The following is a 25,852-nucleotide window of genomic DNA, read 5'->3' as shown; positions in this document are numbered from 1 at the left end:
TGGATCACCACTGCAGATCCAGCCGGTCAAGCCCGTGGAAATGGTAGACGTCCTTGACCACGGGCGTCTTCGCCAGCTTCAGACCGGAAAGCCTTGCGAACAGGATCGGCAGCACGACATTGAGTTCCAGCCGCGCCAGCGGCGCGCCGATGCAGAAATGGATGCCGGCACCGAAGGAAAGGTTCGCCGCCTCGTTGCGGTCGGGCCGGAAGGCCAGCGGATCGGTGAATTTCGCCGGGTCGAGATTGGCGGCGGCGAGGATGAGGCTGACCTTGTCGCCGCGCTGGAAGGAGACGCCGTCGATTTCGGCGGGCTCCAGCGCCCAGCGCTGGAAGATGTGGACCGGCGCGCATATGCGCAGGGTTTCCTCGACGGTGCGCTCGATCGTCGCCTCGTCGCGGAAGAGGTCCGCCGGATCTGAGCCGCTCTCGAGGATGGTGTGGACGGAATTGCCGATCTGGTGCACGGTCGCCTCGTGCCCGGCGTTGAGCAGCACGATCGTCGTCGAGATCAGCTCCTCCTCGGTGAGATACTGACCCTTGTGCTCGGTATGGATCATGTGGGTGAGCAGGTCGTCGCGCGGCTCGGCGCGGCGCTCGGCGATGACGGTCCTGACGTAGTCGGAAAACTCCTTCGCCGCCCGTTCGGCCTCATCCTCCTGCTCGCGCGTTCGGCCGAACATGTACATGCGGACATAGGCGTGCGACCAGGCAAGCAGCTGCGGCCCCATCTCCTCGGGAATGCCGATCATCCGGGCGATCATCGTCACCGGGATGATGTCGGCAAAGGCCGAGAGCAGCTCGACCTCGCGCCTGTCGGCAAAGCCGTCGATCAGCCGGTTGGCGAGCTCGGCAAGCTCCGGCTTCATCTTCTCAACGTGGCGGGAGACGAAGGCGCGGTTGACTAGCGTGCGCAGCCGCGTGTGCTCCGGCGGTTCGAGCTCGAGCAGGGAATAACGTTCCGAGAGATCGAAACTGGCAAGATGCGGCATCGGCTCGGCAAGGCCGAGCTCCTCGCGGCTGGCGATGTGCAGGATCTGCCGGCCGAATCGGCGGTCGCGCAGCAGTCCGTTCACATGGTCGTAACCGGTGAAGAACCACTGCTTCTGTTCGCTCCAGTAGAAGGTCGGGCAATGGGCGTGAAGTGCGGCATAGACGGCATTCGGATCGCCGTAGAAGGCCGGATTGCGGGCGTCCAGCGAGACGTGGCGGCTTGAGCGGTCGATCGAGAGAAAGGGCGGTATCATCATGCCCCGAGGCTTAGCGGATTTGCCGGGCCTCGGATAGATGCGGGGCAGGGGCGATCCTGGATCAGTTGATTTTAGGCCGGACGCACCATCACATTAAGGTTTGCGTCCAACCCAAAGATTCGATTCTGATTTCAGGGTTATGCCAACGCCTGTCGCCCGAAGGTGTGCAGCGGTTCCGGGGGGTAACGACTCGCGTAAAGCCGAGCTCTAACCGGCCCGCGACAGCGTACCCATGCGCCGCAGCGCCTCGACCTGGTCGTCGACCGTCGGCACGAGTTCGCCGGCCGTGGTGCTGGGCGTCGCCGGTGCTGGCGCAGCCGCCTCGGCTTCGCCGAAGGTGACCGTGCAGTTGCGGCCGGCAGCCTTCGCGGCATAGAGCGCCCGGTCGGCGGCCGAGATCAGCTTGTCGATATTGGCTTCGAGCGAGGAGGCGAGCGCGATGCCGATGCTGACGGTGACAGGGACGATGGCTTCGCCGGTGCTGACGGGCAGGCGGCAGAATTCGGTGCGGATCGCTTCGGCGATCGCCTCGGCTTCGGTCTGGTCGGTGACCGCGGCGAAGGCTGCGAATTCTTCGCCGCCCATGCGGCCGAAGATGCTGTTTGGAATATACTGGCGGGCCATCCGGGCGAAAGCGGTCAGCACGGCATCGCCGGACTGATGGCCGAAACGGTCGTTGACGCGCTTGAAATGGTCGAGATCGAAGAGCATCACCGCGACCTGGAGCTGCTCGTCATGGGCTTTTTCCTGGATGGCGTCGAAATAGCCGAGCAGGCCGCGGCGGTTGAGCACACCGGTCAGCGAATCGGTCAGGGTGAGGGCGCGCAGGTGCCGCTCCGAGCGCTCCATGATCAGCCGGCAGGTGAAGGCGAAGGCGATGGTCAGCAGGAAGGCGCTTGCCATGGCGGAGGCGCCGCCGAGATTGGTTGCCTCGATATCGCTTGGCAGCGTCAACGCCATTGTCAGCGCCGAGCCGAAGCACAGGCAGCCCTGGATGACGAAGACGCCCATCAGCTTGACGCGAGTACGCTCGCGGCGCATGTCGCCGGCCGAGACCGCCAGGGCAAGCGCCGTTGCCCCTGTCGCCGAAGCGAGGTTGTAGAGCACCACCCGGTTTGAATAGTCGCTGTTGACCCAGGGCAGGAAGACCCCGGCGAGCCAGATCGCCGGCGGCAGCAGCGCCCACCATTCGATCTTCTTGCGGTCGAGCGCCAGAAAACCCGCCACCCAGGCGCTCTGGCCGAGCAGCGCGATGGCATTGCCGATCTCTATCGACAGCAGGCTGGGGACCTGGTCGCGCAGCGCGATCATCGCAAAACCGATGCCGGTCAGCAGAAAGCCGAGGCCCCAATAGAGATAGGCCTCGTTCCGGACATTGTGGCGCCAGGCGACGAACAGCACCAAAGCGAGCGTCATGGCCTCCGAACACCAGATGGCGAGACCTGTAGCGATATTGAACACGGCAGCAACCCCTTGCCCGTCTGTCTTATCGGGTGGCCTTGTCTGCCGGCCCCGATTTGTTGGCCTGCATCCTTGCCGAGGAAGCTCGCCACTTCCTTAATGCTGCTGCGCCGCGGCATGGTTTTGGGCGGATATCTGCCGGTAGGCTTTCTGCCGGGTAAATGTGTGTGAGCACTCTCGAATGGAGTAAGCTTTCCTTCATACTGTCATGGAGAAAAGCCGGGGAAGGCGGTGCCATGGGCTCGCCGTTAACACGCGCTTGTTGGAAAGAGGCTACAGCCAGGGCCGCCTTGCCCGCCTTCTTAACGTTATCCGCATGCGTGTCTTGAAGAGAAGGGCACGGACACTCTATGTAGGGATAAGACATTTTCTTTGATTCCCGGCGCCGGCCGGCGAGACGTTGACAAAGGACGCACATGAGAAACCCAGTCGATACCGCAATGGCCCTCGTGCCGATGGTCGTGGAACAGACCAACCGCGGTGAACGCTCCTACGACATCTATTCCCGCCTGTTGAAGGAACGCATCATCTTCCTGACCGGTGCCGTCGAAGACCATATGGCGACGCTCGTCTGCGCCCAGCTTCTTTTCCTCGAGGCCGAAAACCCGAAGAAGGAAATCGCTCTCTACATCAATTCGCCGGGCGGCGTCGTCACCGCCGGCATGGCGATCTACGACACGATGCAGTTCATCAAGCCGGCGGTTTCGACGCTCTGCATCGGCCAGGCCGCCTCCATGGGCTCGCTGCTGCTGGCCGCCGGCCACAAGGACATGCGCTTCGCCACGCCGAATTCCCGCATCATGGTGCATCAGCCCTCGGGCGGCTTCCAGGGCCAGGCCTCGGACATCGAGCGCCATGCCCGCGACATCCTCAAGATGAAGCGCCGCCTGAACGAGGTCTATGTCAAGCACACCGGCCGCACCTACGAGGAAGTTGAAAAGACGCTCGATCGTGACCATTTCATGGATGCGGACGAAGCCCAGGGCTGGGGCGTGATCGACAAGGTTCTGACGTCTCGCCTCGAAATGGAAGGCGAACAGGCCTAGTAATTAATTGGGATGGTGTTTTCGTCGCCACAGTTCTATCTCATTTGTGATCGAACAAGGGCTTTCAACTGGCGACGAAGACGCTAATAGTAGCTATTAATGCTATGTTGAAATTTTATGACATAGCATTCGGCATTCGAAGGGGAATTCGTTGCCACCGGAACCCGGACATGATCGATTGGGCCCGGTTCGTAGCCCCTGAAGCCCTTCTCGGCAAAGGCTCCGGTGACGGAGTGCCGCCAGGAGCTGATTGAGTGGACCGCGATTTCGCCTTGAAATGCGGCGTGCTGGAAGGAAAGTGATATGAGCAAGGTCAGCGGCAGCAACGGCGGCGACTCCAAGAACACACTCTATTGTTCGTTCTGCGGAAAGAGCCAGCACGAAGTCCGGAAACTGATTGCCGGACCGACCGTCTTCATCTGCGATGAATGCGTCGAATTGTGCATGGACATCATCCGCGAGGAGAACAAATCCTCGATGGTCAAGTCCCGCGATGGCGTTCCGACGCCCCAGGACATCATCAAGGTCCTCGACGAATACGTCATCGGCCAGCGGCAGGCGAAGAAGATTCTGTCGGTCGCCGTTCACAACCATTACAAGCGCCTGGCGCACGCCTCCAAGAACGGCGAAGTCGAGCTGGCGAAGTCGAACATCATGCTGGTCGGCCCGACCGGCTGCGGCAAGACCTATCTCGCCCAGACGCTCGCCCGCATCATCGACGTTCCCTTCACCATGGCCGATGCGACGACGCTGACCGAAGCAGGTTATGTCGGCGAGGACGTCGAAAACATCATCCTCAAGCTTCTGCAGTCGGCCGACTACAATGTCGAGCGCGCCCAGCGCGGCATCGTCTATATCGACGAAGTCGACAAGATTTCGCGCAAGTCCGACAACCCGTCGATCACCCGCGACGTCTCGGGCGAGGGCGTGCAGCAGGCACTGTTGAAGATCATGGAAGGCACGGTCGCTTCCGTTCCGCCACAGGGCGGCCGCAAGCACCCGCAGCAGGAATTCCTGCAGGTCGACACGACCAACATCCTGTTCATCTGCGGCGGCGCCTTTGCCGGCCTCGACAAGATCATCTCCGCCCGTGGCGAGAAGACCTCGATCGGCTTCGGCGCGACCGTCAAGGCCCAGGACGACCGCCGCGTCGGCGAAGTCCTGCGCGAACTGGAGCCGGAAGACCTGGTCAAGTTCGGCCTCATTCCCGAGTTCATCGGCCGTCTGCCGGTTTTGGCGACGCTCGAGGACCTCGACGAGGATGCGCTGATCCAGATCCTGTCGGAGCCGAAGAATGCGCTGATCAAGCAGTATCAGCGCCTGTTCGAGATGGAAGACGTGGAACTGACCTTCCACGAGGATGCCCTGCGCGAAATCGCCCGCAAGGCGATCGTCCGCAAGACCGGCGCCCGCGGCCTTCGCTCGATCATGGAGAAGATCCTGCTCGACACGATGTTCGAACTGCCGACGCTGGAAGGCGTGCGCGAAGTCGTCATCTCCGAGGAAGTGGTGCGCGGTTCGGCCCGCCCGCTTTACATCTATGCCGATCGTCAGGAAGAAAAGGCCAACGCTTCGGCGTAACCTTTGCGCTTTCGCACGATTATTTTGGGGGCTTGCCATCGGCAGGCCCCTTTCTATTTGAAAAACCATCCGAGGCACTGTTAGTATTTTGCCGATGGGAACCGGAATTGACTTTGCCGATGTTGGGAAGGGGCCGATGTTGTGCAAGGAAGACTGCTTGGCAATGATGCCGTGATCCCGTAAGCCTATTGTTGGTGCTTGTATTTTAGCCGGTTGGAAGTGGTAAGCGCCGGTCCAGCCACGCGCTTCATAGTGTTGGCGTTCCGTTGTAATAAGGCTGTCACATCCGGGGAACGCGGGCGTTAGCGTGGCTTGAAAAGCGTAGTCAGAACCTCCACTTGTAGCAACAAGTGAGAGTGCCGGCCGGTCCCAAGCGGCCGTGCAGAGAGCCCGGTAACGGGACGATGGAAAGGACTTAAAATGACGAAGAAAACGTCTGTAGCGAGCAGTACTGCCTACCCTGTTCTGCCTTTGCGCGACATCGTGGTTTTCCCGCATATGATCGTGCCGCTGTTCGTCGGACGGGAAAAGTCGATCCGTGCGCTCGAAGAGGTCATGGGTTCCGACAAGCAGATCATGCTGGTGACGCAGATCAATGCCAGTGACGACGATCCGGATCCCTCCGCGATCCACAAGGTCGGCACCGTGGCGAACGTATTGCAGCTCTTGAAGCTGCCCGATGGCACCGTCAAGGTTCTGGTCGAAGGCCGCGCCCGCGCCGAGATCGACACCTATACCAGCCGCGAGGATTTCTATGAGGCGCTCGGCCACGTGCTTGAGGAGCCGCATGACGATCCGGTCGAGCTGGAAGCCTTGTCGCGTTCGGTCGTCTCCGAATTCGAAAGCTATGTGAAGCTCAACAAGAAGATTTCGCCTGAGGTGGTGGGTGCCGCCAGCCAGATCGACGACTATTCCAAGCTCGCCGATACGGTTGCTTCGCATCTGTCGATCAAGATCACCGAGAAGCAGGAGATGCTGGAAACCACCAGCGTCAAGGCCCGCCTCGAAAAGGCCCTCGGCTTCATGGAAGGCGAGATCTCGGTCCTGCAGGTCGAAAAGCGCATCCGCTCGCGCGTCAAGCGCCAGATGGAAAAGACCCAGCGCGAATACTACCTGAACGAACAGATGAAGGCGATCCAGAAGGAACTCGGTGACGGCGAGGAAGGCCGCGACGAGATGAGCGAACTGGAAGAGCGCATCGCCAAGACAAAGCTCTCCAAGGAAGCCCGTGAAAAGGCCGATGCGGAGCTGAAGAAGCTGCGCCAGATGAGCCCGATGTCGGCTGAAGCCACCGTCGTGCGCAATTATCTGGACTGGCTGCTCGGCATTCCCTGGGGCAAGAAGTCGAAGATCAAGGCCGATCTCAACAATGCCGAGAAGATCCTCGAAGCCGATCACTTCGGTCTCGACAAGGTCAAGGAGCGCATCGTCGAATATCTGGCCGTGCAGGCTCGCGCCACCAAGATCAAGGGCCCGATTCTGTGCCTCGTCGGCCCTCCGGGCGTCGGCAAGACCTCGCTCGCCCAATCGATCGCCAAGGCGACCGGCCGTGAGTATGTCCGCATGGCGCTCGGCGGCGTTCGCGACGAAGCCGAAATCCGTGGTCACCGCCGCACCTATATCGGCTCGATGCCCGGCAAGGTCATCCAGTCGATGAAGAAGGCCAAGAAGTCGAACCCGCTGTTCCTGCTCGACGAAATCGACAAGCTCGGCCAGGACTATCGCGGCGATCCGTCTTCGGCTCTGCTCGAAGTGCTCGATCCGGCGCAGAACTCGACCTTCATGGACCATTACCTGGAAGTCGAATACGACCTGTCGGACGTGATGTTCATCACGACGGCGAATACGCTGAACATCCCGGCGCCGCTCATGGACCGTATGGAGATCATCCGTATCGCCGGCTACACCGAAGATGAAAAGCGCGAGATCGCCAAGCGGCATCTGCTGCCGAAGGCCATCAAGGAACATGCGTTGCAGCCGGAAGAATTCTCGGTCAGCGACGACGCCCTGATGGCGATCAGCCAGCAGTATACCCGTGAAGCCGGTGTGCGCAGCTTCGAGCGCGAACTGATGAAGCTCGCCCGCAAGGCGGTCACCGAGATCATCAAGGGCAAGACGAAGTCCGTGCATGTGACGGCCGCCAACATCTCCGACTATCTGGGCGTCCCGCGCTTCCGCCATGGCGAAGCCGAGGGCGAGGATCAGGTCGGCGTTGTCACCGGTCTTGCCTGGACGGAAGTCGGCGGCGAGCTGCTGACCATCGAAGGCGTGATGATGCCGGGCAAGGGCCGTATGACGGTCACCGGCAATCTGAAGGAAGTCATGAAGGAATCGATCTCGGCGGCGGCCTCTTATGTCCGCTCGCGCGCTGTCGATTTCGGCATCGAGCCGCCGCGCTTCGACAAGAGCGACATCCACGTGCACGTGCCGGAAGGCGCGACGCCGAAGGATGGCCCCTCGGCCGGTGTTGCCATGGCGACCGCCATCGTCTCGATCATGACCGGTATCCCGGTGAACAGGCACGTGGCCATGACCGGTGAAATCACCCTTCGCGGCCGTGTGCTGCCGATCGGCGGTCTCAAGGAAAAGCTGCTCGCAGCGCTTCGCGGCGGCATCAAGAAGGTGCTGATTCCGGAGGAAAACGCCAAGGACCTGGCGGAGATTCCAGACAACGTGAAGAACAGCATGGAGATCATCCCTGTGTCCCGCATGGGCGAGGTGATCAAGCATGCGCTGATCCGGCGGCCGGAGCCGATCGAATGGGACGGCACGGTGGAGACGCCTGTCATCACCTCGGTCGAAGGCCTCGACGAGACGGGCGCAACCATAGCGCATTGAGTGGCCTCGGCCACATTTATGCCCCATTGACTGAAAAGACGGAAAAAGGCTGGCGAAAACGCCAGCCTTTTTTGTGAAAACGTCATGGAGACGCTTGCTTTTCCTTGATTTGCAGGGCTTTTGGGTTCCCGGCGGGCCTGATGAAACCTATTCTGCGCCTAGCTTACTTTTGAGTCGTTTCGTACCATTTAGAAAGGGGTGGAAACATGAACAAGAATGAACTCGTGTCCGCAGTCGCCGAAAAGGCAGGACTGACGAAGTCTGACGCGGCTTCCGCTGTTGACGCGGTTTTTGACGTTGTCCAAGGTGAACTCAAGAACAAGGGCGACATCCGCCTCGCAGGGTTCGGCAGCTTCACCGTTTCTCATCGTGCAGCATCGAAGGGCCGCAACCCGTCGACGGGCGCTGAAGTCGACATTCCGGCTCGCAACGTGCCGAAGTTCACGCCCGGCAAGGGCCTGAAGGACGCCGTCAACGGCTGATCTGAGATTATCCGCCAGCCGTAAACGAGACCGGCTGCGCAGGATTTGGGAGGGGTTCGGCTTTGCCGGACCCCTTTTGCTTTGCCAGACCTTTGCTTCGCCAGGCCTGGTGATGACCTCGCCCTTCTTCATCATTCTCGGCGCCCGGCTTTTCCTCGGCGAGCGCGTCGGCCCGGCCCGCTGGGCGGCGACCGCTGCGGGTTTCACCGGCGCAATGATCATCCTGCAGCCATGGTCGGACGGCTTTGGCTGGGCGGCACTCCTGCCGGTGCTTTCCGCGCTGCTGTGGGGCGCCTCGTCGCTGATCACCAAGAGCCTGACGGGCATCGAGCGCCCGGAGACGATTACCGTCTGGCTGCTCGTGCTGCTGACGCCGATAAACGGCGGGCTGGCGCTTGCGGCAGGCTTTGCCGTGCCGACGGGTGCAACATTTGCCTTGTTCCTGCTGGCGGGGCTGCTGACCGCCGCAGCACAGTATTTCCTGACGCTTGCCTATGCCGCAGCCGATGCCGCCTACGTCCAGCCCTTCGACGATCTGAAGCTGCCGCTGAATGTGCTGGCCGGCTGGCTGTTCTTCGGTTATGCGCCGGCGGGCTACCTCTGGCTCGGGGCAGCTCTCATCCTTGCCGCCTCGCTCTTCATCATGCGAAGCGAGATGCGCAGGGAGCGGTAGCCCACCTGACGTGATCCGGCGCAAAATGTCGCATCTGTCATGCCTCTGTCATGCCACTCCCGCAGAAAACCTATGTTTCGAATGTTCGACACATGGGGGATTTCATGACAATTTCATCGCGCAAGGCAGCGTTTGCTGCCGTGCTTCTCGCTTCCGTTGCCTTCCCGGCCGCCGCCGAGCCGGTTTTCAACCGCATCGCCTCCTTCCCGGTCGCCCAGAACCTGCCTGCCGACAAGGACAAGCTTTCGGCGACCTCAGCCGAAATCATCACCGCGACCGACGACGGCAACACGCTGATCTATAGCGACAGCCCGCTCGGCGCGATCGGCTTCATCGACATCACCGATGCCAAGGCCCCGAAACCAGGCGGCGCGCTGATGATGGACGGCGAGCCGACATCGGTCACCTCGAGCGCAGGCAAGGCGCTGGTCGCCGTCAATACCTCCGAAAGCAAGGCAAAGCCCTCGGGCCGTCTGGCGATCGTCGACGTGGCGACGAAGAAGATCGAAAACACCTGCGATCTCGGCGGTCAGCCGGATCTGATCGCGCTCAATAAGGACAAGACGCTCGGCGCCATCGCGATCGAAAACGAGCGCGACGAAGAGGTCAATGACGGCAAGATCCCGCAGATGCCGGCCGGCGATCTGGTCGTCTTCCAGGTCAAGAACGGCACTGTTGATTGCGGCACCATCAAGCACGTGGCGCTGACCGGTCTTGCCGGCGTCGCCCCTGAGGATCCGGAGCCGGAATTCGTCGCCTTCAACGGCCTCAACGAGATCGCGCTGACGCTGCAGGAAAACAACGAGATCGTCATCATCGATGCCACGACGGCTCAGGTGAAAACGCATTTCTCCGCCGGCAGCGTCGATCTCACTGGCATCGACACCAAGCGTGACGGCGCCCTGAAATTTACCGGCGAATTGAAGGGCGTGCCGCGTGAGCCGGACGCCGTGAAGTGGCTTGATGATAACCGCCTCGTCATCGCCAATGAGGGCGATTACCAGGGCGGCTCGCGCGGTTTCACCATCTTCGACAAGACGGGCAAGCTTCTCTACGAATCGCGCGCATCCTTCGAACGCGCCGTCGCCCATATCGGCCACTATCCGGAAAGCCGTTCGGGATCGAAGGGCGTCGAGCCGGAAGGCCTCGAAGCCGCCAAGTTCGGCGATGATCAATATTTCTTCCTGCTCGCCGAGCGTGCCTCGGTCGTCGGCGTCTATAAGGATACCGGCGCCGACCCCGAACTCGTACAGCTGCTGCCATCGGGCATTTCCCCGGAAGGTGGGATTGCCATCCCCGCGCGCAATCTCTTCGCCACCGCCAACGAGCTCGACCTTGGCAAGGACGGCGGCACGCGCTCGCATGTGATGATCTATGAGCGTTCGGAAGGCGAGAAAGCCTATCCGCAGATCGTCTCCGCCGAAAAGGACGGCAATCCGATCGGCTTTGCAGCCCTTTCGGGTCTCGCCGCCGTTCCCGGCAAGCCGGGCATGCTCTATGCCGTCAGCGACAGCGTTCTCGGCTCGCAGCCGACGATCTACACGATCGATGCCAGCAAGAAGCCGGCGGTGATCACCGATGCTCTCGTCGTCAAGCGTGACGGCGCCCCGGCCCAGAAGCTCGACATCGAAGGCATCGCGGTCGCCGCCGACGGCTCCTTCTGGCTCGCCTCGGAAGGTTACAGCGAGCGTCTCGTTCCGCACGCCCTCTACAACGTCAACGCAAAGGGCGATATCAAGGCCGAGATCGCCCTGCCGAAGGAACTCGCCGCCAACGAAATCCGCTACGGCTTCGAAGGCGTCACCATTGTCGGCACCGGCGACGATGCCACGCTCTGGATGGCCGTCCAGCGCGAATGGGGTGACGACGAGAAGGGCTTCGTCAAGCTCGTCTCTTACAACCCGAAGAAGAAGGAATGGGGTGCCGTGCGCTATCCGCTCGACAAGACGGACAGCGGCTGGGTCGGCCTGTCTGAAATCTCGGCGCAGGGCGACAGCGTCTACATCATCGAACGCGACAACCTCGTCGGCGATGCCGCCAAGCTGAAGAAGCTCTACAAGGTGGCGATCTCGGAGCTGAAGCCCGCCAAGCTCGGCGGCGAACTGCCCGTCGTCAAGAAGACCGAAGCCCACGACTTCCTCGGCGAACTGAAGACCGCGACCAACGGCTATGTGCTCGACAAGCTCGAAGGCTTCACCTTCGACGCCTCAGGCAAGCCCTACGCCGTAACCGACAACGACGGCGTCAGCGATTCCTCAGGCGAGACGCTGTTCTTCCCGGTTGAGCTGAACGCGACGAACTGAGTGGTGATAGAGAGTTAAAGGAAGAGGCCGGGCGAAAGCCCGGCCTCTTTTTTGATGCAGAGAATCCATGAGGCGTCCGCATTTGCAAGCAGAGTGCTTTGGCATGGATGCTCGGATCAAGTCCGAGCATGACGGAGATTGGGAGGACGCGACTGGCAGGAGGCGAGATGCTGGAACAATTCCAACAGCGCGCAGTGCGGTGAGGTTGGAGTTTGGCACGGACATTCCCTCACACTCCGTCATCCTCGGCCTTGAGCCGAGGATCCATGCCGCGGCCTCTCACGCGTGCGAGTGGATGCTCGGCGCAAGGCCTGCGATGACGAACGAGAGGTGTGAGACCTTCAGCAAGGGTGGGTCATCGACGCTCCCCACAGCCCTCAGAAACAAGCACCTCCAACCCTACCAGCGCTGATGCACATGCGGCGCGATCAGCCGCTCGTAGATCTCGCGCGTTGCCGCCATGACATCGGCCGCAAGCGGTGCCAGGTCGGCGGCGGCCGCGTTGGCTCTTGCCTGTTCGCCATTGCGGGCGCCGGGGATGACGACGGTGACGGCGTCAGTCATCAGGATCCAGCGCAGCGCGAAGGCGGCCATGGTGACGCCTGCGGGCACCAGCTTGCGCACCTCTTCCACCGCCTGCAGGCCGACCTCGAAGGGCACGCCGGCAAAGGTCTCGCCGACATCGAAGGCTTCGCCGAGGCGGTTGAAATTGCGGTGGTCGTCGTCGGCAAAGTGTGTCTCCCGGGTGATCTTGCCGGAGAGCAGACCGCTGGCGAGCGGCACGCGGGCGATGATCGCCACGTTCCGGCGGCGCGCCTCCTGGAAGAACAGATGGTCGGGGCGCTGGCGGAAGATGTTGTAGATGATCTGGATGCTGACGACGCCGGGATATTCGATCGCCTTCAGCCCGTCCTCGACCTTTTCGACGCTGACGCCGTAACCCTTGATCTTGCCGGCCTTCTGCAAGGCGCCCAGACCTTCGAAGACTTCGGGCTGGTAAAACACCTCGCGCGGCGGGCAGTGAAGCTGCACGAGGTCGAGGCTGTCGACGGCAAGATTTTTGAGGCTGCGGTCGATGAAGCCGTCGAGATTGGCCCTGGTATAACCTTCGGCGACATGCGGGTTGAGCCGGCGGCCCGCCTTGGTGGCGACCATCGGCCGCTCGCCGCCGCGCGTCTTCAGCACGTCGGCGATGATCTTTTCCGAGCGGCCGTCGCCATAGACGTCAGCCGTGTCGATGAAGGTCATGCCGGCATCGAGTGCGGCATTCAGCGCCGCGCGTCCATCCGCTTCGCTGATATCGCCCCAGGAGCCGCCGATCTGCCAGGCGCCGAAGCCGACATTGGTGACCGTGAAGGGCATGCGGCCGAAAGCATGGTGTTTCATTAGAAATTCTCCCAATGCATGTTGCCCGGAAGTGTGCAGCGATTCCGGAATAACGACATGCGTAAAAACAAAGAACTAAAGCGCGTCGCATCAACCAAGTTAATACGACGCGCTTCAGGTATGAAAGAGATTGGCCTATCAGCCGGGCGAGGATGCGGCAATTGTCGATCCGGCCTTGATTGGTCGCCTCGATGAAATATCGTCGGGTTACAAGGCTTCAACCGCAATGGAATAGAAAAGGAAAGATCATGGAGATCAAACCCGCCGGCTCTCGCCCCTCGATGACGCCACCGGCCGACTATTTCACCGGCGCCGTTCGCCAAGACCCATTGATGGAGCCGCCGGCACCAGCCCGGGTGAAGGCAACTTCCGTCACCTTCGAGCCCGGTGCCCGCACCGCCTGGCACACGCATCCGCTCGGCCAGACGCTGATCGTCACTTTTGGCAAGGGCCTCGCCCAGAGCTGGGGCGGGGAAATCCGCGAGATCCGCGCCGGCGACACCGTTTGGTTCTCGCCGGGCGAAAAACATTGGCATGGCGCCGGCCCCGACACGGCGATGACGCACATCGCCATTCACGAGGCGCTGGACGGTAAGCATGTCAACTGGATGGAAAAGGTCACCGACGCGCAGTATTCCGGCGAGGCGTAAAGCATGTCTCGCAAAAGTGTGGAGCGGTTTTGCGATGAAGACATGCGCAAAAACAAAGAACGAAAGCGCGGGCCAAGCGAATCTGAAAGATCGCGCCGCGCTTTAGCTCTTCTCAGAGCCGCTTCAGACAATAGGAAAAATGCGCATGTGATTCGACCGTCAGGAACTCGAATTGCCAGCCGTAATCCTTGCAGAACTTGGTGACCGCCTCGACGACGCCATAGACGATCGGCTTGACCGTATTGCCGGTGCAGAAATCATGCCCGGCAATGCGCCCCGTCCGCTTCACCTTCTTGTCGCAGAGCAGCAGTTCCTGCCAGGTGAGCTCGAAGGAATGGTCGGTATCGATATAGGCCCAGTCGAGGAAATCGTCCTCGAATTCGGCGAGTTTTTCCAGCGAAGTGCCCTGCATCAGATGCAGCCGGCCAGCGTCGATCTCGCTCGCGAACTTGGTCTGGATCGCATCGAGCCCCGAGCTGTAGCGGTCCATCGACCAGGGATCGATGAGGTAGAGCTGCGCCGGGCGATTCTTTTCCAGGATCTCCGCCGTATATTCGCCGAAGGCCGCACCCACCTCGACGCCGATGCCGCCGTTGGGGATCCGGTAGAGCAGCTCGCCGCGATCGGGCAGCAGGCGGGCATTTTCCATATGATGGGCGCTGAGCGGAGTGCGCGGCATGCTCGCCCGGAGCGCCTGCCTGTCTTCACGTGTCTTCATCTCTGGTCTCGGGATTGCGGGCGACTGACGGCCCTGATGCGGTCTGCGGCGAACGTAGGAGCAGCGGACCTCGATGACAACCACATGACGGGAATTTGCTTCTTTCGAACAAATCGCTAAGTTTCACCTGTGGACTGACGAGAGCCCCGGGAGGAGCGATTTCATGAGACGCATGTGGCCTGAAGAGTTCAACGCCATCATCAACGGAGCCGAGGAGGTGATGTTGGAAGCACCCGCAGAGGCCGGCGAAGCACCGCTGCATCGCAAGGCGCTGAAGGCGCGCATCAGCATGGCCGATTACGAGCGGATCTGGCCGCTGGCCGAGATGCGCTTTCGGCTTGGCGAGGAAGCCCTGGAAGGCAAGGCCATCACACTGATCACCACCAACCCCCATTACCACGCCTGGCACCCGAAGGACGGTGGCAGCGTCGAATCCGTGTCCGACAGCGGTCGCCATTACAAGACGGATTATATCGTCGTGCACTTCCTGCTCGACGACGTGAAGGAGACATCCCCCGCCTGATGTGCTGACCGCCGGTGCAGGCCGTAGCCCGCACCGGCGTCCTGCTAACGCCGAGTTGATTCCGACGTTGATGACAACGGCGGCGATATCGCTAAGTTGGCGAGACATATCTTATCAAATTGGAGGTTCCCGTGGCGGGCAATGTGCTGGATATCCCTGTCAAATCAGTGGATGGTCGTGAAACCACACTCAGCGAATACAAGGGCAGGGTGCTCCTGGTCGTCAACGTTGCCTCGAAATGCGGGCTTACCGCCCAGTATGAGGGGCTCGAAAAGCTCTATAAGGAAAAGCGCGAGCGCGGCTTCGTCATCACCGCTTTCCCTGCCAACGATTTCAAGGGCCAGGAGCCCGGCACCGACGCCGAGATCCTCGACTTCTGTACCAGCACCTACGACGTCACCTTCCCGATTTTCTCGAAGATTTCGGTCAAGGGCGAGGCCCAGCACCCGCTCTACCGGCAACTGACCAAATCCGGCGTGAAGACCACAGGTGACGGCCCGATGCGCGAACGCCTGAAATCCCACGGCATATCGGGCGGCGAAGAGGACGACATTCTCTGGAACTTCGAAAAATTCCTGATCGGCCGCGACGGCAAAGTCGCTGCCCGATCTGCGCCCGATGTGACGGCCGATGATTCGCGGCTGGTTTCGGCGGTGGATAAAGAACTGGCGAAGGGGTGAAATGGCGGGCGATCGGCCCCGGCCGTTTCCCGATTCCAGAACGCCACTTCGGAATCCCGAAATTCCCCGCTTCGGGATTCCGAAATTCGTCGAGCTTCGCGCGGTGTCGACAGAAAAAATCATGCAATGATTTCAATTACGCAACCAATTTCGGGATTCCGAAGGGCTATATAGAGTCTGGTGGGAAGCCTGAGCGAAGGCCGAACCCAGTCGCAGTCATAGAGCCATGACCCTTGGCTACAAAACGCGCCAGGACTGCGATGATTCGTGAAGAGGCTGCGCTTCAGATCCCAAGCACGGTCACAAGCGGGGGCGTAAAGTCCTTGAAGCCCAGTCTCGGCCAGTCGCACCTCCTGTCAAACCGCGTCTTGGGTTCGTGGCGCTGGCATTGCGGATTCGTCTTGAAGGCGTATCCGGGCAGGCTGACATATCTGGCGCTTGGTGCATAAAGGGCGACCGCGATGCACAGCGTCAATGCGGAGCAGAGAGTCCTCATGGAACACCTCCAGGTGTAGCAAGCGCGGAGATTTTCCGGGCGGCGAATTCTCCCACTTTTGCCTGCGCCCATCCATTCGCCCAATAGGAGGTGGCGCGGCGGCCGGAGTAGTCCGTTCTGGTGGAGTGCTGATTTCAGGCGCAACGCCGCATCGCGACCTGCCAGGCGTCCCACTGGATCCAATTGGAATTCCAGATAAGTGACGGCGCAACTGAGGCGTCAGCCTGCGAAAGCTACTATTTGGCGCTTAAAGGAAAAATGGTGGGCGATGAGAGACTCGAACTCCCGACATCCTCGGTGTAAACGAGGCGCTCTACCAACTGAGCTAATCGCCCATCGCTGACGAAGCCGGATCGGCCTGCCGCGTTGGTGGCCGTGATCTATGCGGATCGCGGCAAAACCGCAAGAGTGTTTGTGAAGATTTTTTGATTTTTTTGGTGGCGGTCCCGCTCCTTGTGGTGCGGCTGGAGCGCTGCCGGGCTGTGGATAAAGGGGAGGGGGCATGTCGACTTCGACTGTGCCGCCGGCTTCGAACAGGCATCAGTGCCATGGCGGGTAACGGAATTGCCGCCCTTGCCGAAACAATTCAAACGACTGTCATGGTTTTGTCTCCAAACCTGCTTGACACTAAAAGACGAACCCCGTAGTTAGCCGCTCATCGAAACGGGCAGCCGTTTTGGTGAGGGTGCGAAGGCATCCGGACTGCTTGAAATGAATTGCGGGTGTAGCTCAGTTGGTTAGAGTGCCGGCCTGTCACGCCGGAGGTCGCGGGTTCGAGCCCCGTCACTCGCGCCATTTCAAGTCTTGTAGAACGCAAATGTGATTTGTCGTTTGTCCGGTTTCTTCATCCCAGCGGCCGCAAATGGCAATCAATGCGCGGGTGTAGCTCAGTCGGTTAGAGTGCCGGCCTGTCACGCCGGAGGTCGCGGGTTCGAGCCCCGTCACTCGCGCCATTCTCTTCCGAAAGCCATGCAGTTACCAAGGGTCAGGCATGCAGCTTGAATCGGTTTGTGTGGATTTGTCGCGACATCGTTGCATCTGCTTGATAATGTCCGCGCGCGGCGCGTCGAATTGCCTCGGTAAATCTCTTGCGCCGGGGCTTCGGCTGCGCTAACCACGGCTTGTTGCAACGCACGTTCGCTTGCCGGGCATTTGCCCAAATGCGCCGCCTGGCGCTTCCGGCAAGCAGGGATGAACATGATGACTGAACTGCTCAGTTCCTATATTCCGATCGCTATCTTCATTGCTATCGCGCTCGTTATCGGCCTGGCGCTGCTCATTGCGCCGTTCGCCGTCGCTTTCAAAGCGCCCGATTCGGAAAAGCTCTCGGCTTACGAATGCGGCTTCAACGCGTTCGACGACGCCCGCATGAAGTTCGACATCCGCTTCTACCTCGTGTCGATCCTCTTCATCATCTTCGACCTTGAAGTCGCCTTCCTCTTCCCGTGGGCCGTTTCCTTCGGCGCCATCGGCTGGTTCGGCTTCTGGTCCATGATGGTCTTCCTCTTCGTGCTGACCATCGGCTTTATCTATGAATGGAAAAAGGGAGCCCTGGAATGGGAGTGAGCCCTGTGAGCAATCAGCCGCTCGTCGCCCAGCAGCCGAAGGGGATCATCGATCCCTCCACAGGCAAGCCGATCGGCAGCAATGACGCGTTTTTCGGCGAGATCAACAATGAGCTCGCCGACAAGGGTTTCCTCGTCACCTCGACCGACGAGCTGATCAACTGGGCCCGTACCGGTTCGCTGATGTGGATGACCTTCGGTCTCGCCTGCTGCGCCGTCGAAATGATGCAGCTGTCGATGCCGCGTTACGACGTCGAGCGCTTCGGCTTTGCGCCGCGCGCCTCGCCGCGCCAGTCCGACGTGATGATCGTCGCCGGCACGCTGACCAATAAGATGGCGCCCGCGCTCCGCAAGGTCTACGACCAGATGCCCGAGCCGCGCTACGTCATCTCGATGGGCTCCTGCGCCAATGGCGGCGGTTACTACCACTATTCCTATTCTGTGGTGCGCGGCTGCGACCGCATCGTACCGATCGATATATACGTGCCGGGCTGTCCCCCCACGGCAGAGGCGCTGCTCTACGGCGTGCTTCTGCTGCAGAAGAAGATCCGGCGCACCGGCACGATCGAACGCTAAGGGTTAAGGACAAGGCATATGAGTGAAGCCCTGACTGAGCTTGCGTCCTACCTTGGCGAAGCGCGCGGCAATCTGATCGCCGCATCGCAGATGAAGTATGGCGAGCTGACGCTGACGACGACGGGTGAAAACCTGATCGCGCTTCTGACCTTCCTGCGTGACGACGCCAAATGCGGTTTCGTCAACCTGATCGATATTTGCGGCGTCGACTGGCCGCAGCGCGAGCTGCGTTTCGATGTCGTCTATCACCTGCTGTCGCCGAAGCAGAATCTGCGCATCCGCGTCAAGGTCGCGACCGACGAAGATACGCCCGTTCCATCGGCCTGCGCCGTCCATCCCGGCGCCGACTGGTTCGAGCGCGAAACCTGGGACATGTACGGCGTCCTCTTCACCGGCCATCCGGATCTGCGGCGCATCCTGACCGACTACGGCTTCGAAGGCCATCCGCTGCGCAAGGACTTCCCGACGACAGGTTTCGTCGAGGTCCGCTACGACGACGCCGCCAAGCGCGTCGTCTATGAGCCGGTGGAATTGAAGCAGGAATTCCGCAATTTCGACTTCATGTCTCCCTGGGAAGGTACCGAATACGTGCTGCCCGGTGACGAAAAAGCGAAGCAATAAATTCAAGGCGGCTGGTGGGTTTGTGCCCGCCATTCACTGGTTATCTGAGAACGCGAGCGCATCGCCATGACAGAACATAACGTCCGCAACTTCAACATCAATTTCGGACCGCAGCATCCGGCGGCGCACGGCGTTCTTCGTCTTGTCCTGGAGCTTGACGGCGAAATTGTGGAGCGGGTTGATCCGCATATCGGCCTGCTGCACCGCGGCACCGAGAAGCTGATCGAGACCAAGACCTATCTTCAGGCCGTGCCCTATTTCGATCGTCTCGACTACGTCGCGCCGATGAACCAGGAGCATGCCTATGCGCTAGCGGTGGAAAAGCTGCTCGGCATCGAGATCCCGATTCGCGGACAGCTGATCCGCGTTCTCTACTCTGAAATCGGCCGCATCCTCTCGCATCTCTTGAACGTCACCACGCAGGCCATGGACGTCGGCGCGCTGACGCCGCCGCTCTGGGGCTTCGAAGAGCGCGAAAAGCTGATGGTGTTCTATGAGCGCGCCAGCGGTTCGCGCATGCATGCCGCTTATGTCCGTCCGGGCGGCGTCCATCAGGATCTGCCGGAACAGCTCGTCCAGGATATCGGCGACTGGTGCGATCCCTTCCTCAAGGCGCTCGACGATATCGACAATCTGTTGACCGGCAACCGCATCTTCAAACAGCGCAACGTCGATATCGGCGTCGTGTCGCTGGAGGATTGCTGGGCCTGGGGCTTCTCCGGCGTCATGGTGCGCGGTTCGGGCGCTGCCTGGGATCTGCGCCGCTCCCAGCCCTACGAATGCTATTCCGATCTCGAATTCGACATTCCAATCGGCAAGAACGGCGACAATTATGACCGCTACCTGATCCGCATGATCGAGATGCGCCAATCGGTCCGCATCATGAAGCAGTGCGTCAACCGCCTGCTGTCGGATGCTAAGACCGGTCCCTTCTCGTCGATCGACGGCAAGGTGGTGCCGCCGAAGCGCGGTGAGATGAAGCGCTCGATGGAAGCGTTGATCCACCACTTCAAGCTCTATACCGAGGGCTACCATGTGCCGGCCGGCGAAGTTTACGCCGCAGTCGAAGCGCCGAAGGGCGAGTTCGGCGTCTATCTCGTCTCCGACGGCTCCAACAAGCCCTATCGCTGCAAGATCCGTGCGCCGGGTTATGCGCATCTGCAGGCGATGGATTTCATGTGCCGCGGCCACCAGCTTGCCGACGTCGCAGCCGTGCTCGGCTCGCTCGACATCGTCTTCGGCGAGGTGGACCGTTGATGCAGCGTCTGCCGTTTGCCGTCGCACTTCTTCTTGCGGCATCCGGGGCTTTCGCCCAGGAGACCGATACGCTCGGCACGCCGCTGGGCCGTAAGGAAGTGATGCCGCCGGCGGCGCAAACGTCCATGGGCGATCTTTTGTCCAAGGGCTATCAGATCAAGGCTGCCATTCCGAATGGCAGAAAATTCGTCGTATTTATGCAGAAAGACCAGTCGGCCTATGCCTGCGAAATGCAGTCTTTGACCGCTTCGCGGTGTGGAACCCTAAACTGACAAGGCGTGAGGAAGAATGTCCGTTCGTCGATTAGCCGAAGATCAATTTCAGCCTGCCGCATTCGCTTTCAGCGATGAAAATGCGGTCTGGGCGGACAAGACGATCCAGAAATACCCCGCCGGCCGCCAGCAGTCGGCGGTCATCCCGCTGTTGATGCGGGCGCAGGAGCAGGACGGCTGGGTCACGCGCGCGGCGATCGAAAAGATCGCCGACATGCTGGATATGGCCTATATCCGGGTGCTCGAGGTCGCGACCTTCTACACGCAGTTCCAGCTGCATCCTGTCGGCACCCGCGCCCATGTCCAGGTCTGCGGCACGACGCCCTGCATGCTGCGCGGCTCGGAAGCGCTGATGTCGGTCTGCAAGAGCAAGATCCACGCCCACGCCTTCGAGCGCAATGCGGAGGGCACGCTGTCCTGGGAAGAGGTCGAATGTCTTGGCGCCTGCGTCAACGCCCCGATGGTGATGATCGGCAAGGACACCTATGAGGACCTGACACCGGCGCGTCTCGAAGAAATCATCGATGCCTTTGCCGCCGGCAATGGCGCGACCATCAAGCCCGGCACCCAGATCGACCGGATTTTCTCGGCCCCTGAAGGCGGCCCGACCTCGCTGACGACGGAAGAGCCTAAGGCAAGGACGCGCGCCAAGAAGGCCGATGCCGAAAGCATTTCGGCTCCGGTCGACGCCGCTCCGGTTCCGCCCTCCGAGGCTGCCCGCCCGAAGAGCACCGATGCCGAGACCAACGCTGCCCTGAAGACGCCGGCAACGGCGCCGAAGGCGGCTGCCAGGAATGCCAAGGCTGCCGAGAAGCAGTCGGTTTCCGGCACGGCACCCGCCGAACCGGCACCGGTGGCGGCCGCCAAGGCCGAAGCCGCCCCGGCGGCAAAGCCTGCGCTCACCGACAAGAACCGTCCGGCCGGCATCGAAAAGCCCGCTGCGCCGGATGACCTGAAGATGATCTCCGGCGTCGGCCCGAAGATTGAGACGACGCTGAACGAAATCGGCATCTTCACCTTCTCGCAGGTCGCGGGCTGGAAGAAGGCCGAACGCGAATGGGTCGACGGCTACCTGAACTTCCGCGGCCGCATCGAGCGCGACGACTGGGTCAAGCAGGCCAAGGCGCTCGCCAAGGGCGGCGAAGCGGAATATATCAAGGTCTTCGGCAAGAAGCCGCGGTAAGAGGTGAAGCATGTTACAAGATAAAGACCGCATCTTTACCAACATCTACGGCCTCAAGGACAAGTCCCTGAAGGGCGCGATGAGCCGCGGCCACTGGGACGGCACCAAGCAGATCCTCGAAAAGGGCCGCGACTGGATCATCAACGAGATGAAGGCCTCGGGCCTTCGCGGCCGCGGCGGCGCCGGCTTCCCCACCGGCCTCAAATGGTCCTTCATGCCGAAGGAAAGCGACGGCCGCCCGCATTACCTCGTCGTCAATGCTGACGAATCGGAGCCCGGGACTTGCAAGGATCGCGACATCATGCGCCACGATCCGCATACGCTGATCGAAGGCTGCGTCGTCGCCAGCTTCGCCATGGGCGCCAATGCCGCCTATATCTATGTGCGCGGCGAATATATCCGCGAGCGCGAAGCGCTGCAGGCGGCGATCGACGAATGTTATGATTACGGCCTGCTCGGCAAGAACAACAAGCTCGGCTGGGACATGGACATCTACGTCCATCACGGCGCCGGCGCCTATATCTGCGGCGAGGAAACGGCACTGCTCGAAAGCCTCGAGGGCAAGAAGGGCCAGCCGCGCCTGAAGCCGCCTTTCCCGGCCAATATGGGCCTCTATGGCTGCCCGACGACGGTCAACAACGTCGAATCGATCGCCGTTGCCCCGACCATCCTGCGCCGCGGCGCCGGCTGGTTCTCGGCCATCGGCCGTCCCAACAATGTCGGCACCAAGCTGTTCATGCTCTCCGGCCACGTCAACAAGCCGTGCACGGTCGAAGAGGAAATGGGCATCACCTTCCGCGAGCTGGTCGACCGCCATGCCGGCGGCATCCGCGGCGGCTGGGACAACCTGCTCGCCGTCATTCCGGGCGGCGCATCCTGCCCGATCGTTCCGGCCAAGGACATCATCGACTGCCCGATGGACTTCGACGGCCTGCGCGGCGTCGGCTCCTCCTTCGGCACCGCGGCTGCGGTCGTCATGGACAAGTCCACCGACGTCATCAAGGCGATCGCCCGCATCTCCGCCTTCTTCAAGCATGAGAGCTGCGGCCAGTGCACGCCCTGCCGCGAAGGCACGGGCTGGATGTGGCGCGTGATGGAGCGCATGGCCAAGGGCAATGCCCAGAAGCGCGAAATCGACATGCTGTTCCAGGTGACCAAGCAGATCGAAGGCCACACCATCTGCGCGCTCGGCGATGCCGCCGCATGGCCGGTGCAGGGTCTGATCCGTAATTTCCGTCCCGAGATCGAAAAGCGCATCGACCAGTATACGGCAAGCGCGCTCGATCACGGCGCGGTTCTGGAGGCGGCTGAATAATCATGGCGGACAACGCATCGAAGAGTGGAAAGAAGGAAGACGCCGCCGATTTCGCGGCCGGCTTCGGCCGTCTTGCCGCCGAGATGCTGGAGAATGCGCGGGCGATGCCGGTGCATCCGCTGATGGCGCATCCGGCCGCCGCCTTTGCCGCTGCAACGGCGATCGGCTTCGGCCTCTCGACGCAGATGGCGGGCGCCTTCTTCGGCGCCTTCCAGAGCGCGCTGGAAACGACCGGCAAGGTCGCTGCCGCCCTCGATGATACGCCGCCGGACGAGCTCGCGCCCGACGTCGAGATCCGGCCGGAGAATATTCGCCCTGCCGTCAAGGTTGTCGCCAGGCCGGCCACCGCGAAGAGGGCAGGGCCGAAATTGACGGTTGTCAGGCCGGTCAGCGAACCGGTGCCGGCAAGCGAGCCGAAGCCGGCTGTGAAGGCAAAACCGGTCGCGCGGGCGAAAAAGGCCGACGATCTGAAGCTGATCGCCGGCATCGGCCCGAAGCTGGAGCAGGTGCTGAACGCCAAGGGCGTTCGCAGTTTCGCCGAAATCGCCGCCTGGAGCGATGAGGACATCGCCCGTCTCGACGCCGAACTCGGCTTCAACGGCCGCATCGGGCGTGACGACTGGAGCGGCCAGGCGAAAGTTCTGGCCGGGCGGGATCGTCGGAAGAAATGAACTGTCCGGCCGTGTCAATCGGCCGGAAAGATGGGCAGATCGGCGGACGGGCGGGGGCCTCACGCTGCCGGTGCGGGTTCCGGACCTGGGACACGCGACAGAGAATTTGGGCGGCATTAGATGTCGGCAGGACGAAAGATCCGGCTTGGCAATGAGACTGTTGCAAAAATAGGTTTGTTTGCCGTCATCAGGCAAACGGGAAACAGGACTGAGCGACGATGGCAAAACTGAAGATTGATGGCAACGAGATCGAAGTTCCGGATCATTACACGCTGTTGCAGGCGTGCGAGGATGCCGGCGCCGAGGTTCCGCGCTTCTGCTTCCATGAGCGCCTGTCGGTTGCCGGCAATTGCCGCATGTGCCTTGTCGAGGTGAAGGGCGGCCCGCCGAAGCCGCAGGCTTCCTGCGCCATGAGCGTTCGCGACATCCGCGGCGGCCCGAACGGCGAACTGCCCGAGGTCTTCACCAACACGCCGATGGTCAAGAAGGCCCGCGAAGGTGTGATGGAATTCCTGCTGATCAACCATCCGCTCGATTGCCCGATCTGCGACCAGGGCGGCGAATGCGACCTGCAGGATCAGGCGATGGCCTTCGGCATCGACACCTCGCGTTACCAGGAAGACAAGCGCGCCGTCGAAGACAAGTATATCGGCCCGCTCGTCAAGACGGTGATGAACCGCTGCATCCACTGCACGCGCTGCGTCCGCTTCACCACCGAGGTCGCCGGCATTTCCGAGCTTGGCCTGATCGGCCGCGGCGAAGATGCCGAAATCACCACCTATCTCGAACAGGCGATGACCTCTGAGCTTCAGGGCAACGTCGTCGACCTCTGCCCTGTGGGTGCGCTGACCTCCAAGCCCTTCGCCTTCACTGCGCGCCCCTGGGAATTGAACAAGACCGAATCGATCGACGTCATGGATGCCGTCGGTTCGGCGATCCGCGTTGACACCCGCGGCCGCGAGGTCATGCGTGTCCTGCCGCGCGTCAACGAGGCGATCAACGAAGAGTGGATCTCCGACAAGAGCCGCTTCATCTGGGACGGCCTGAAGACCCAGCGCCTCGATCGGCCCTATGTCCGCCGCGACGGCCGCCTGCAGCCCGCCACCTGGGCCGAAGCCTTCGGCGCCATCAAGGCCGCCGTCGGCGCCACGTCGGGCGACAAGATCGGCGCGATCGCGGGTGACCTTGCCTCGGTCGAGGAAATGTATGCGCTTTCCGAACTGGTGAAATCGCTCGGATCTGGAGATCTCGACTGTCGCCAGGATGGGGCGGCACTCGATCCGTCGCTCGGCCGTGCAAGCTACCTCTTCAACCCGACTATTTCAGGCATCGACCAGGCCGACGCGCTGCTGATCATCGGCGCCAATCCGCGCTTCGAGGCGGCCATTCTCAACGCCCGCATCCGCAAGCGCTGGCGCCGCGGCAAGTTCCCGATCGGCGTCATCGGCGAGCCGGGCGAACTGCGCTACAGCTATGACTTCCTCGGCGGCGGTCCCGACACGCTGAAGGATCTGGTCGACGGCGGCCACGCCTTCGCCGAGGTGCTGAAGAACGCCGCCAAGCCGATGATCATCATCGGCCAGGGCGCGCTGTCGCGCACCGACGGCGCCGGCGTTCTCGCCAGTGCCGCCAAGCTTGCCGGTTCGGTCGGCGCGGTCGTCGAAGGCTGGAACGGCTTTGCCGTCCTCCACACCGCCGCATCGCGCGTCGGCGGCCTCGACCTCGGCTTCGTGCCGGGTGCCAAGGGCGTCAATGCCGCCGAAATGCTGACGGCGATGGATGTGCTCTTCCTGCTCGGCGCCGACGAGCTCGACTTCACCGCCAAGAGGGCCAGGCTCACCGTCTATATCGGTTCGCATGGCGATAACGGCGCCCATCATGCCGACGTCATCCTGCCGGCCGCAGCCTATACCGAAAAGTCCGGCACCTGGGTCAACACCGAAGGCCGCGTCCAGATGGGCAACCGCGCAGGCTTTGCCCCGGGCGATGCCCGCGAGGACTGGGCGATCATCCGTGCCCTTTCCGACGTGCTCGGCAAGAAGCTTCCCTTCGATTCGCTCAGCGAATTGCGCGTCCGGCTCTATGCCGCTTTCCCGCATTTCGCCGCCATCGACGAGATCGCCGAAACCGATAGCGCCCAAATTGCCGCAGTTGCGAAAAAAGCCGGCAAGATGAACAAGTCAGGGTTTGCGTCGCCGGTGAAAGACTTCTATTTGACGAACCCGATAGCGCGTGCCTCGGCAGTGATGGCGGAGTGCTCGGCATTGGCCCGCAACAACTTCAAAGTCGCGGCAGAGTAAGGGCAG

Annotated in this window: 22 protein-coding genes, 3 tRNA genes and 1 pseudogene; 20 read left to right on the top strand and 6 right to left on the bottom strand. The window is 61.5% G+C overall.

The genetic code is table 11. The annotated features are described in order from the left end of the window. Positions 1-4: 4 nt before the first annotated feature. Together ACS4RS_RS22100 and ACS4RS_RS22095 are read right to left on the bottom strand one after the other, a co-directional pair. Positions 5-1,249: a cytochrome P450 gene (locus ACS4RS_RS22100; protein ID WP_439009282.1), complete on the bottom strand. Its 1,245-nt coding sequence runs from the start codon at positions 1,247-1,249 to the stop codon at positions 5-7. Between the two features lie 207 nt (positions 1,250-1,456). Continuing rightward, positions 1,457-2,710 (bottom strand): GGDEF domain-containing protein, encoded by a 1,254-nt coding sequence (locus ACS4RS_RS22095; RefSeq protein ID WP_449313821.1) that lies wholly within the window; start codon positions 2,708-2,710, stop codon positions 1,457-1,459. A gap of 416 nt (positions 2,711-3,126) precedes the next feature. On the opposite strand from ACS4RS_RS22095, the gene clpP reads away from it, so the two are divergent. The 6 genes and pseudogenes from clpP (at position 3,127) to ACS4RS_RS22065 (ending at position 11,633) form a co-directional block, all read left to right on the top strand. Then, positions 3,127-3,756, top strand: coding sequence for an ATP-dependent Clp endopeptidase proteolytic subunit ClpP (clpP, locus tag ACS4RS_RS22090; RefSeq protein ID WP_003573944.1), 630 nt, complete (start codon positions 3,127-3,129; stop codon positions 3,754-3,756). A 303-nt stretch (positions 3,757-4,059) separates the two neighbouring features. Continuing rightward, positions 4,060-5,337, top strand: coding sequence for an ATP-dependent Clp protease ATP-binding subunit ClpX (gene clpX, locus ACS4RS_RS22085; protein WP_003573940.1), 1,278 nt, complete (start codon positions 4,060-4,062; stop codon positions 5,335-5,337). Positions 5,338-5,757: 420 nt separating this feature from the next. Next, a complete protein-coding gene (gene lon, locus ACS4RS_RS22080) occupies positions 5,758-8,175 on the top strand; it encodes an endopeptidase La (protein ID WP_012557323.1) in 2,418 nt (805 codons plus the stop codon). A gap of 206 nt (positions 8,176-8,381) precedes the next feature. Further along, entirely contained in the window at positions 8,382-8,657 is a 276-nt protein-coding gene (gene hupB / locus ACS4RS_RS22075; protein WP_003573937.1) for a DNA-binding protein HupB, read from the top strand. Positions 8,658-8,763: 106 nt separating this feature from the next. Continuing rightward, positions 8,764-9,330, top strand: a pseudogene (gene ribN, locus ACS4RS_RS22070) (riboflavin transporter RibN); the annotation flags it as partial. A gap of 104 nt (positions 9,331-9,434) precedes the next feature. Further along, positions 9,435-11,633: an esterase-like activity of phytase family protein gene (locus tag ACS4RS_RS22065; RefSeq protein WP_449313820.1), complete on the top strand. Its 2,199-nt coding sequence runs from the start codon at positions 9,435-9,437 to the stop codon at positions 11,631-11,633. A gap of 399 nt (positions 11,634-12,032) precedes the next feature. On the opposite strand, the gene ACS4RS_RS22060 is transcribed toward ACS4RS_RS22065, so the two are convergent. Then, entirely contained in the window at positions 12,033-13,019 is a 987-nt protein-coding gene (locus tag ACS4RS_RS22060; protein WP_439009283.1) for an aldo/keto reductase, read from the bottom strand. Positions 13,020-13,267: 248 nt separating this feature from the next. On the opposite strand from ACS4RS_RS22060, the gene ACS4RS_RS22055 reads away from it, so the two are divergent. Further along, positions 13,268-13,669 (top strand): (R)-mandelonitrile lyase, encoded by a 402-nt coding sequence (locus ACS4RS_RS22055; RefSeq protein ID WP_439009284.1) that lies wholly within the window; start codon positions 13,268-13,270, stop codon positions 13,667-13,669. Positions 13,670-13,781: 112 nt separating this feature from the next. On the opposite strand, the gene ACS4RS_RS22050 is transcribed toward ACS4RS_RS22055, so the two are convergent. Further along, on the bottom strand, positions 13,782-14,387 hold the full coding sequence (locus tag ACS4RS_RS22050; RefSeq protein ID WP_439009285.1) for a class I SAM-dependent methyltransferase: 606 nt from the start codon (positions 14,385-14,387) through the stop codon (positions 13,782-13,784). A 163-nt stretch (positions 14,388-14,550) separates the two neighbouring features. Here ACS4RS_RS22050 and ACS4RS_RS22045 point away from each other — a divergent pair, with 163 nt between their 5' ends. Both ACS4RS_RS22045 and ACS4RS_RS22040 read left to right on the top strand, forming a co-directional pair. Next, positions 14,551-14,910, top strand: a complete 360-nt coding sequence (locus ACS4RS_RS22045; RefSeq protein ID WP_012557328.1) for a hypothetical protein — start codon at positions 14,551-14,553, stop codon at positions 14,908-14,910. Positions 14,911-15,041: 131 nt separating this feature from the next. Then, on the top strand, positions 15,042-15,590 hold the full coding sequence (locus tag ACS4RS_RS22040; RefSeq protein ID WP_439009286.1) for a glutathione peroxidase: 549 nt from the start codon (positions 15,042-15,044) through the stop codon (positions 15,588-15,590). Positions 15,591-15,873: 283 nt separating this feature from the next. On the opposite strand, the gene ACS4RS_RS22035 is transcribed toward ACS4RS_RS22040, so the two are convergent. Continuing rightward, positions 15,874-16,086: a hypothetical protein gene (locus tag ACS4RS_RS22035; protein ID WP_003587329.1), complete on the bottom strand. Its 213-nt coding sequence runs from the start codon at positions 16,084-16,086 to the stop codon at positions 15,874-15,876. 259 nt (positions 16,087-16,345) lie between these two features. Continuing rightward, a tRNA-Val gene (locus ACS4RS_RS22030) sits at positions 16,346-16,421 on the bottom strand. Positions 16,422-16,804: 383 nt separating this feature from the next. On the opposite strand from ACS4RS_RS22030, the gene ACS4RS_RS22025 reads away from it, so the two are divergent. The 11 genes from ACS4RS_RS22025 (at position 16,805) to nuoG (ending at position 25,846) form a co-directional block, all read left to right on the top strand. Further along, positions 16,805-16,881 (top strand) — tRNA-Asp (locus tag ACS4RS_RS22025). Between the two features lie 81 nt (positions 16,882-16,962). After that, positions 16,963-17,039: transfer RNA gene (locus ACS4RS_RS22020), tRNA-Asp, on the top strand. A gap of 247 nt (positions 17,040-17,286) precedes the next feature. Continuing rightward, a complete protein-coding gene (locus ACS4RS_RS22015; RefSeq protein ID WP_007626195.1) occupies positions 17,287-17,652 on the top strand; it encodes an NADH-quinone oxidoreductase subunit A in 366 nt (121 codons plus the stop codon). Then, a complete protein-coding gene (locus tag ACS4RS_RS22010) occupies positions 17,643-18,227 on the top strand; it encodes a NuoB/complex I 20 kDa subunit family protein (RefSeq protein WP_003587285.1) in 585 nt (194 codons plus the stop codon). Before ACS4RS_RS22015 ends, ACS4RS_RS22010 begins: the two co-directional genes overlap by 10 nt. Positions 18,228-18,245: 18 nt before the next feature. Then, entirely contained in the window at positions 18,246-18,848 is a 603-nt protein-coding gene (locus ACS4RS_RS22005; protein WP_183856349.1) for an NADH-quinone oxidoreductase subunit C, read from the top strand. Between the two features lie 66 nt (positions 18,849-18,914). Further along, on the top strand, positions 18,915-20,105 hold the full coding sequence (locus tag ACS4RS_RS22000) for an NADH-quinone oxidoreductase subunit D (RefSeq protein ID WP_012557331.1): 1,191 nt from the start codon (positions 18,915-18,917) through the stop codon (positions 20,103-20,105). Next, positions 20,105-20,377, top strand: coding sequence for a hypothetical protein (locus ACS4RS_RS21995; protein WP_449313979.1), 273 nt, complete (start codon positions 20,105-20,107; stop codon positions 20,375-20,377). Before ACS4RS_RS22000 ends, ACS4RS_RS21995 begins: the two co-directional genes overlap by 1 nt. Positions 20,378-20,393: 16 nt before the next feature. Then, complete coding sequence (locus ACS4RS_RS21990) at positions 20,394-21,560, top strand: NADH-quinone oxidoreductase subunit E (protein ID WP_439009288.1); 1,167 nt, start codon at positions 20,394-20,396, stop codon at positions 21,558-21,560. A 10-nt stretch (positions 21,561-21,570) separates the two neighbouring features. Further along, positions 21,571-22,875, top strand: coding sequence for an NADH-quinone oxidoreductase subunit NuoF (gene nuoF, locus ACS4RS_RS21985; protein WP_439009289.1), 1,305 nt, complete (start codon positions 21,571-21,573; stop codon positions 22,873-22,875). A gap of 2 nt (positions 22,876-22,877) precedes the next feature. Beyond that, the gene (locus ACS4RS_RS21980) at positions 22,878-23,546 is read left to right on the top strand and encodes a 5' DNA nuclease (protein WP_439009290.1); all 669 of its coding nucleotides are present in this window, start codon (positions 22,878-22,880) and stop codon (positions 23,544-23,546) included. Between the two features lie 218 nt (positions 23,547-23,764). After that, complete coding sequence (gene nuoG / locus ACS4RS_RS21975) at positions 23,765-25,846, top strand: NADH-quinone oxidoreductase subunit NuoG (RefSeq protein WP_449313819.1); 2,082 nt, start codon at positions 23,765-23,767, stop codon at positions 25,844-25,846. The last annotated feature ends 6 nt before the right edge of the window (positions 25,847-25,852 follow it).

Origin of the sequence: Rhizobium sp. F40D2, from assembly GCF_051810745.2 — a bacterium.
Classification (GTDB): Bacteria; Pseudomonadota; Alphaproteobacteria; order Rhizobiales; family Rhizobiaceae; genus Rhizobium.
This window is presented reverse-complemented; position numbering and strand designations above follow the sequence as displayed.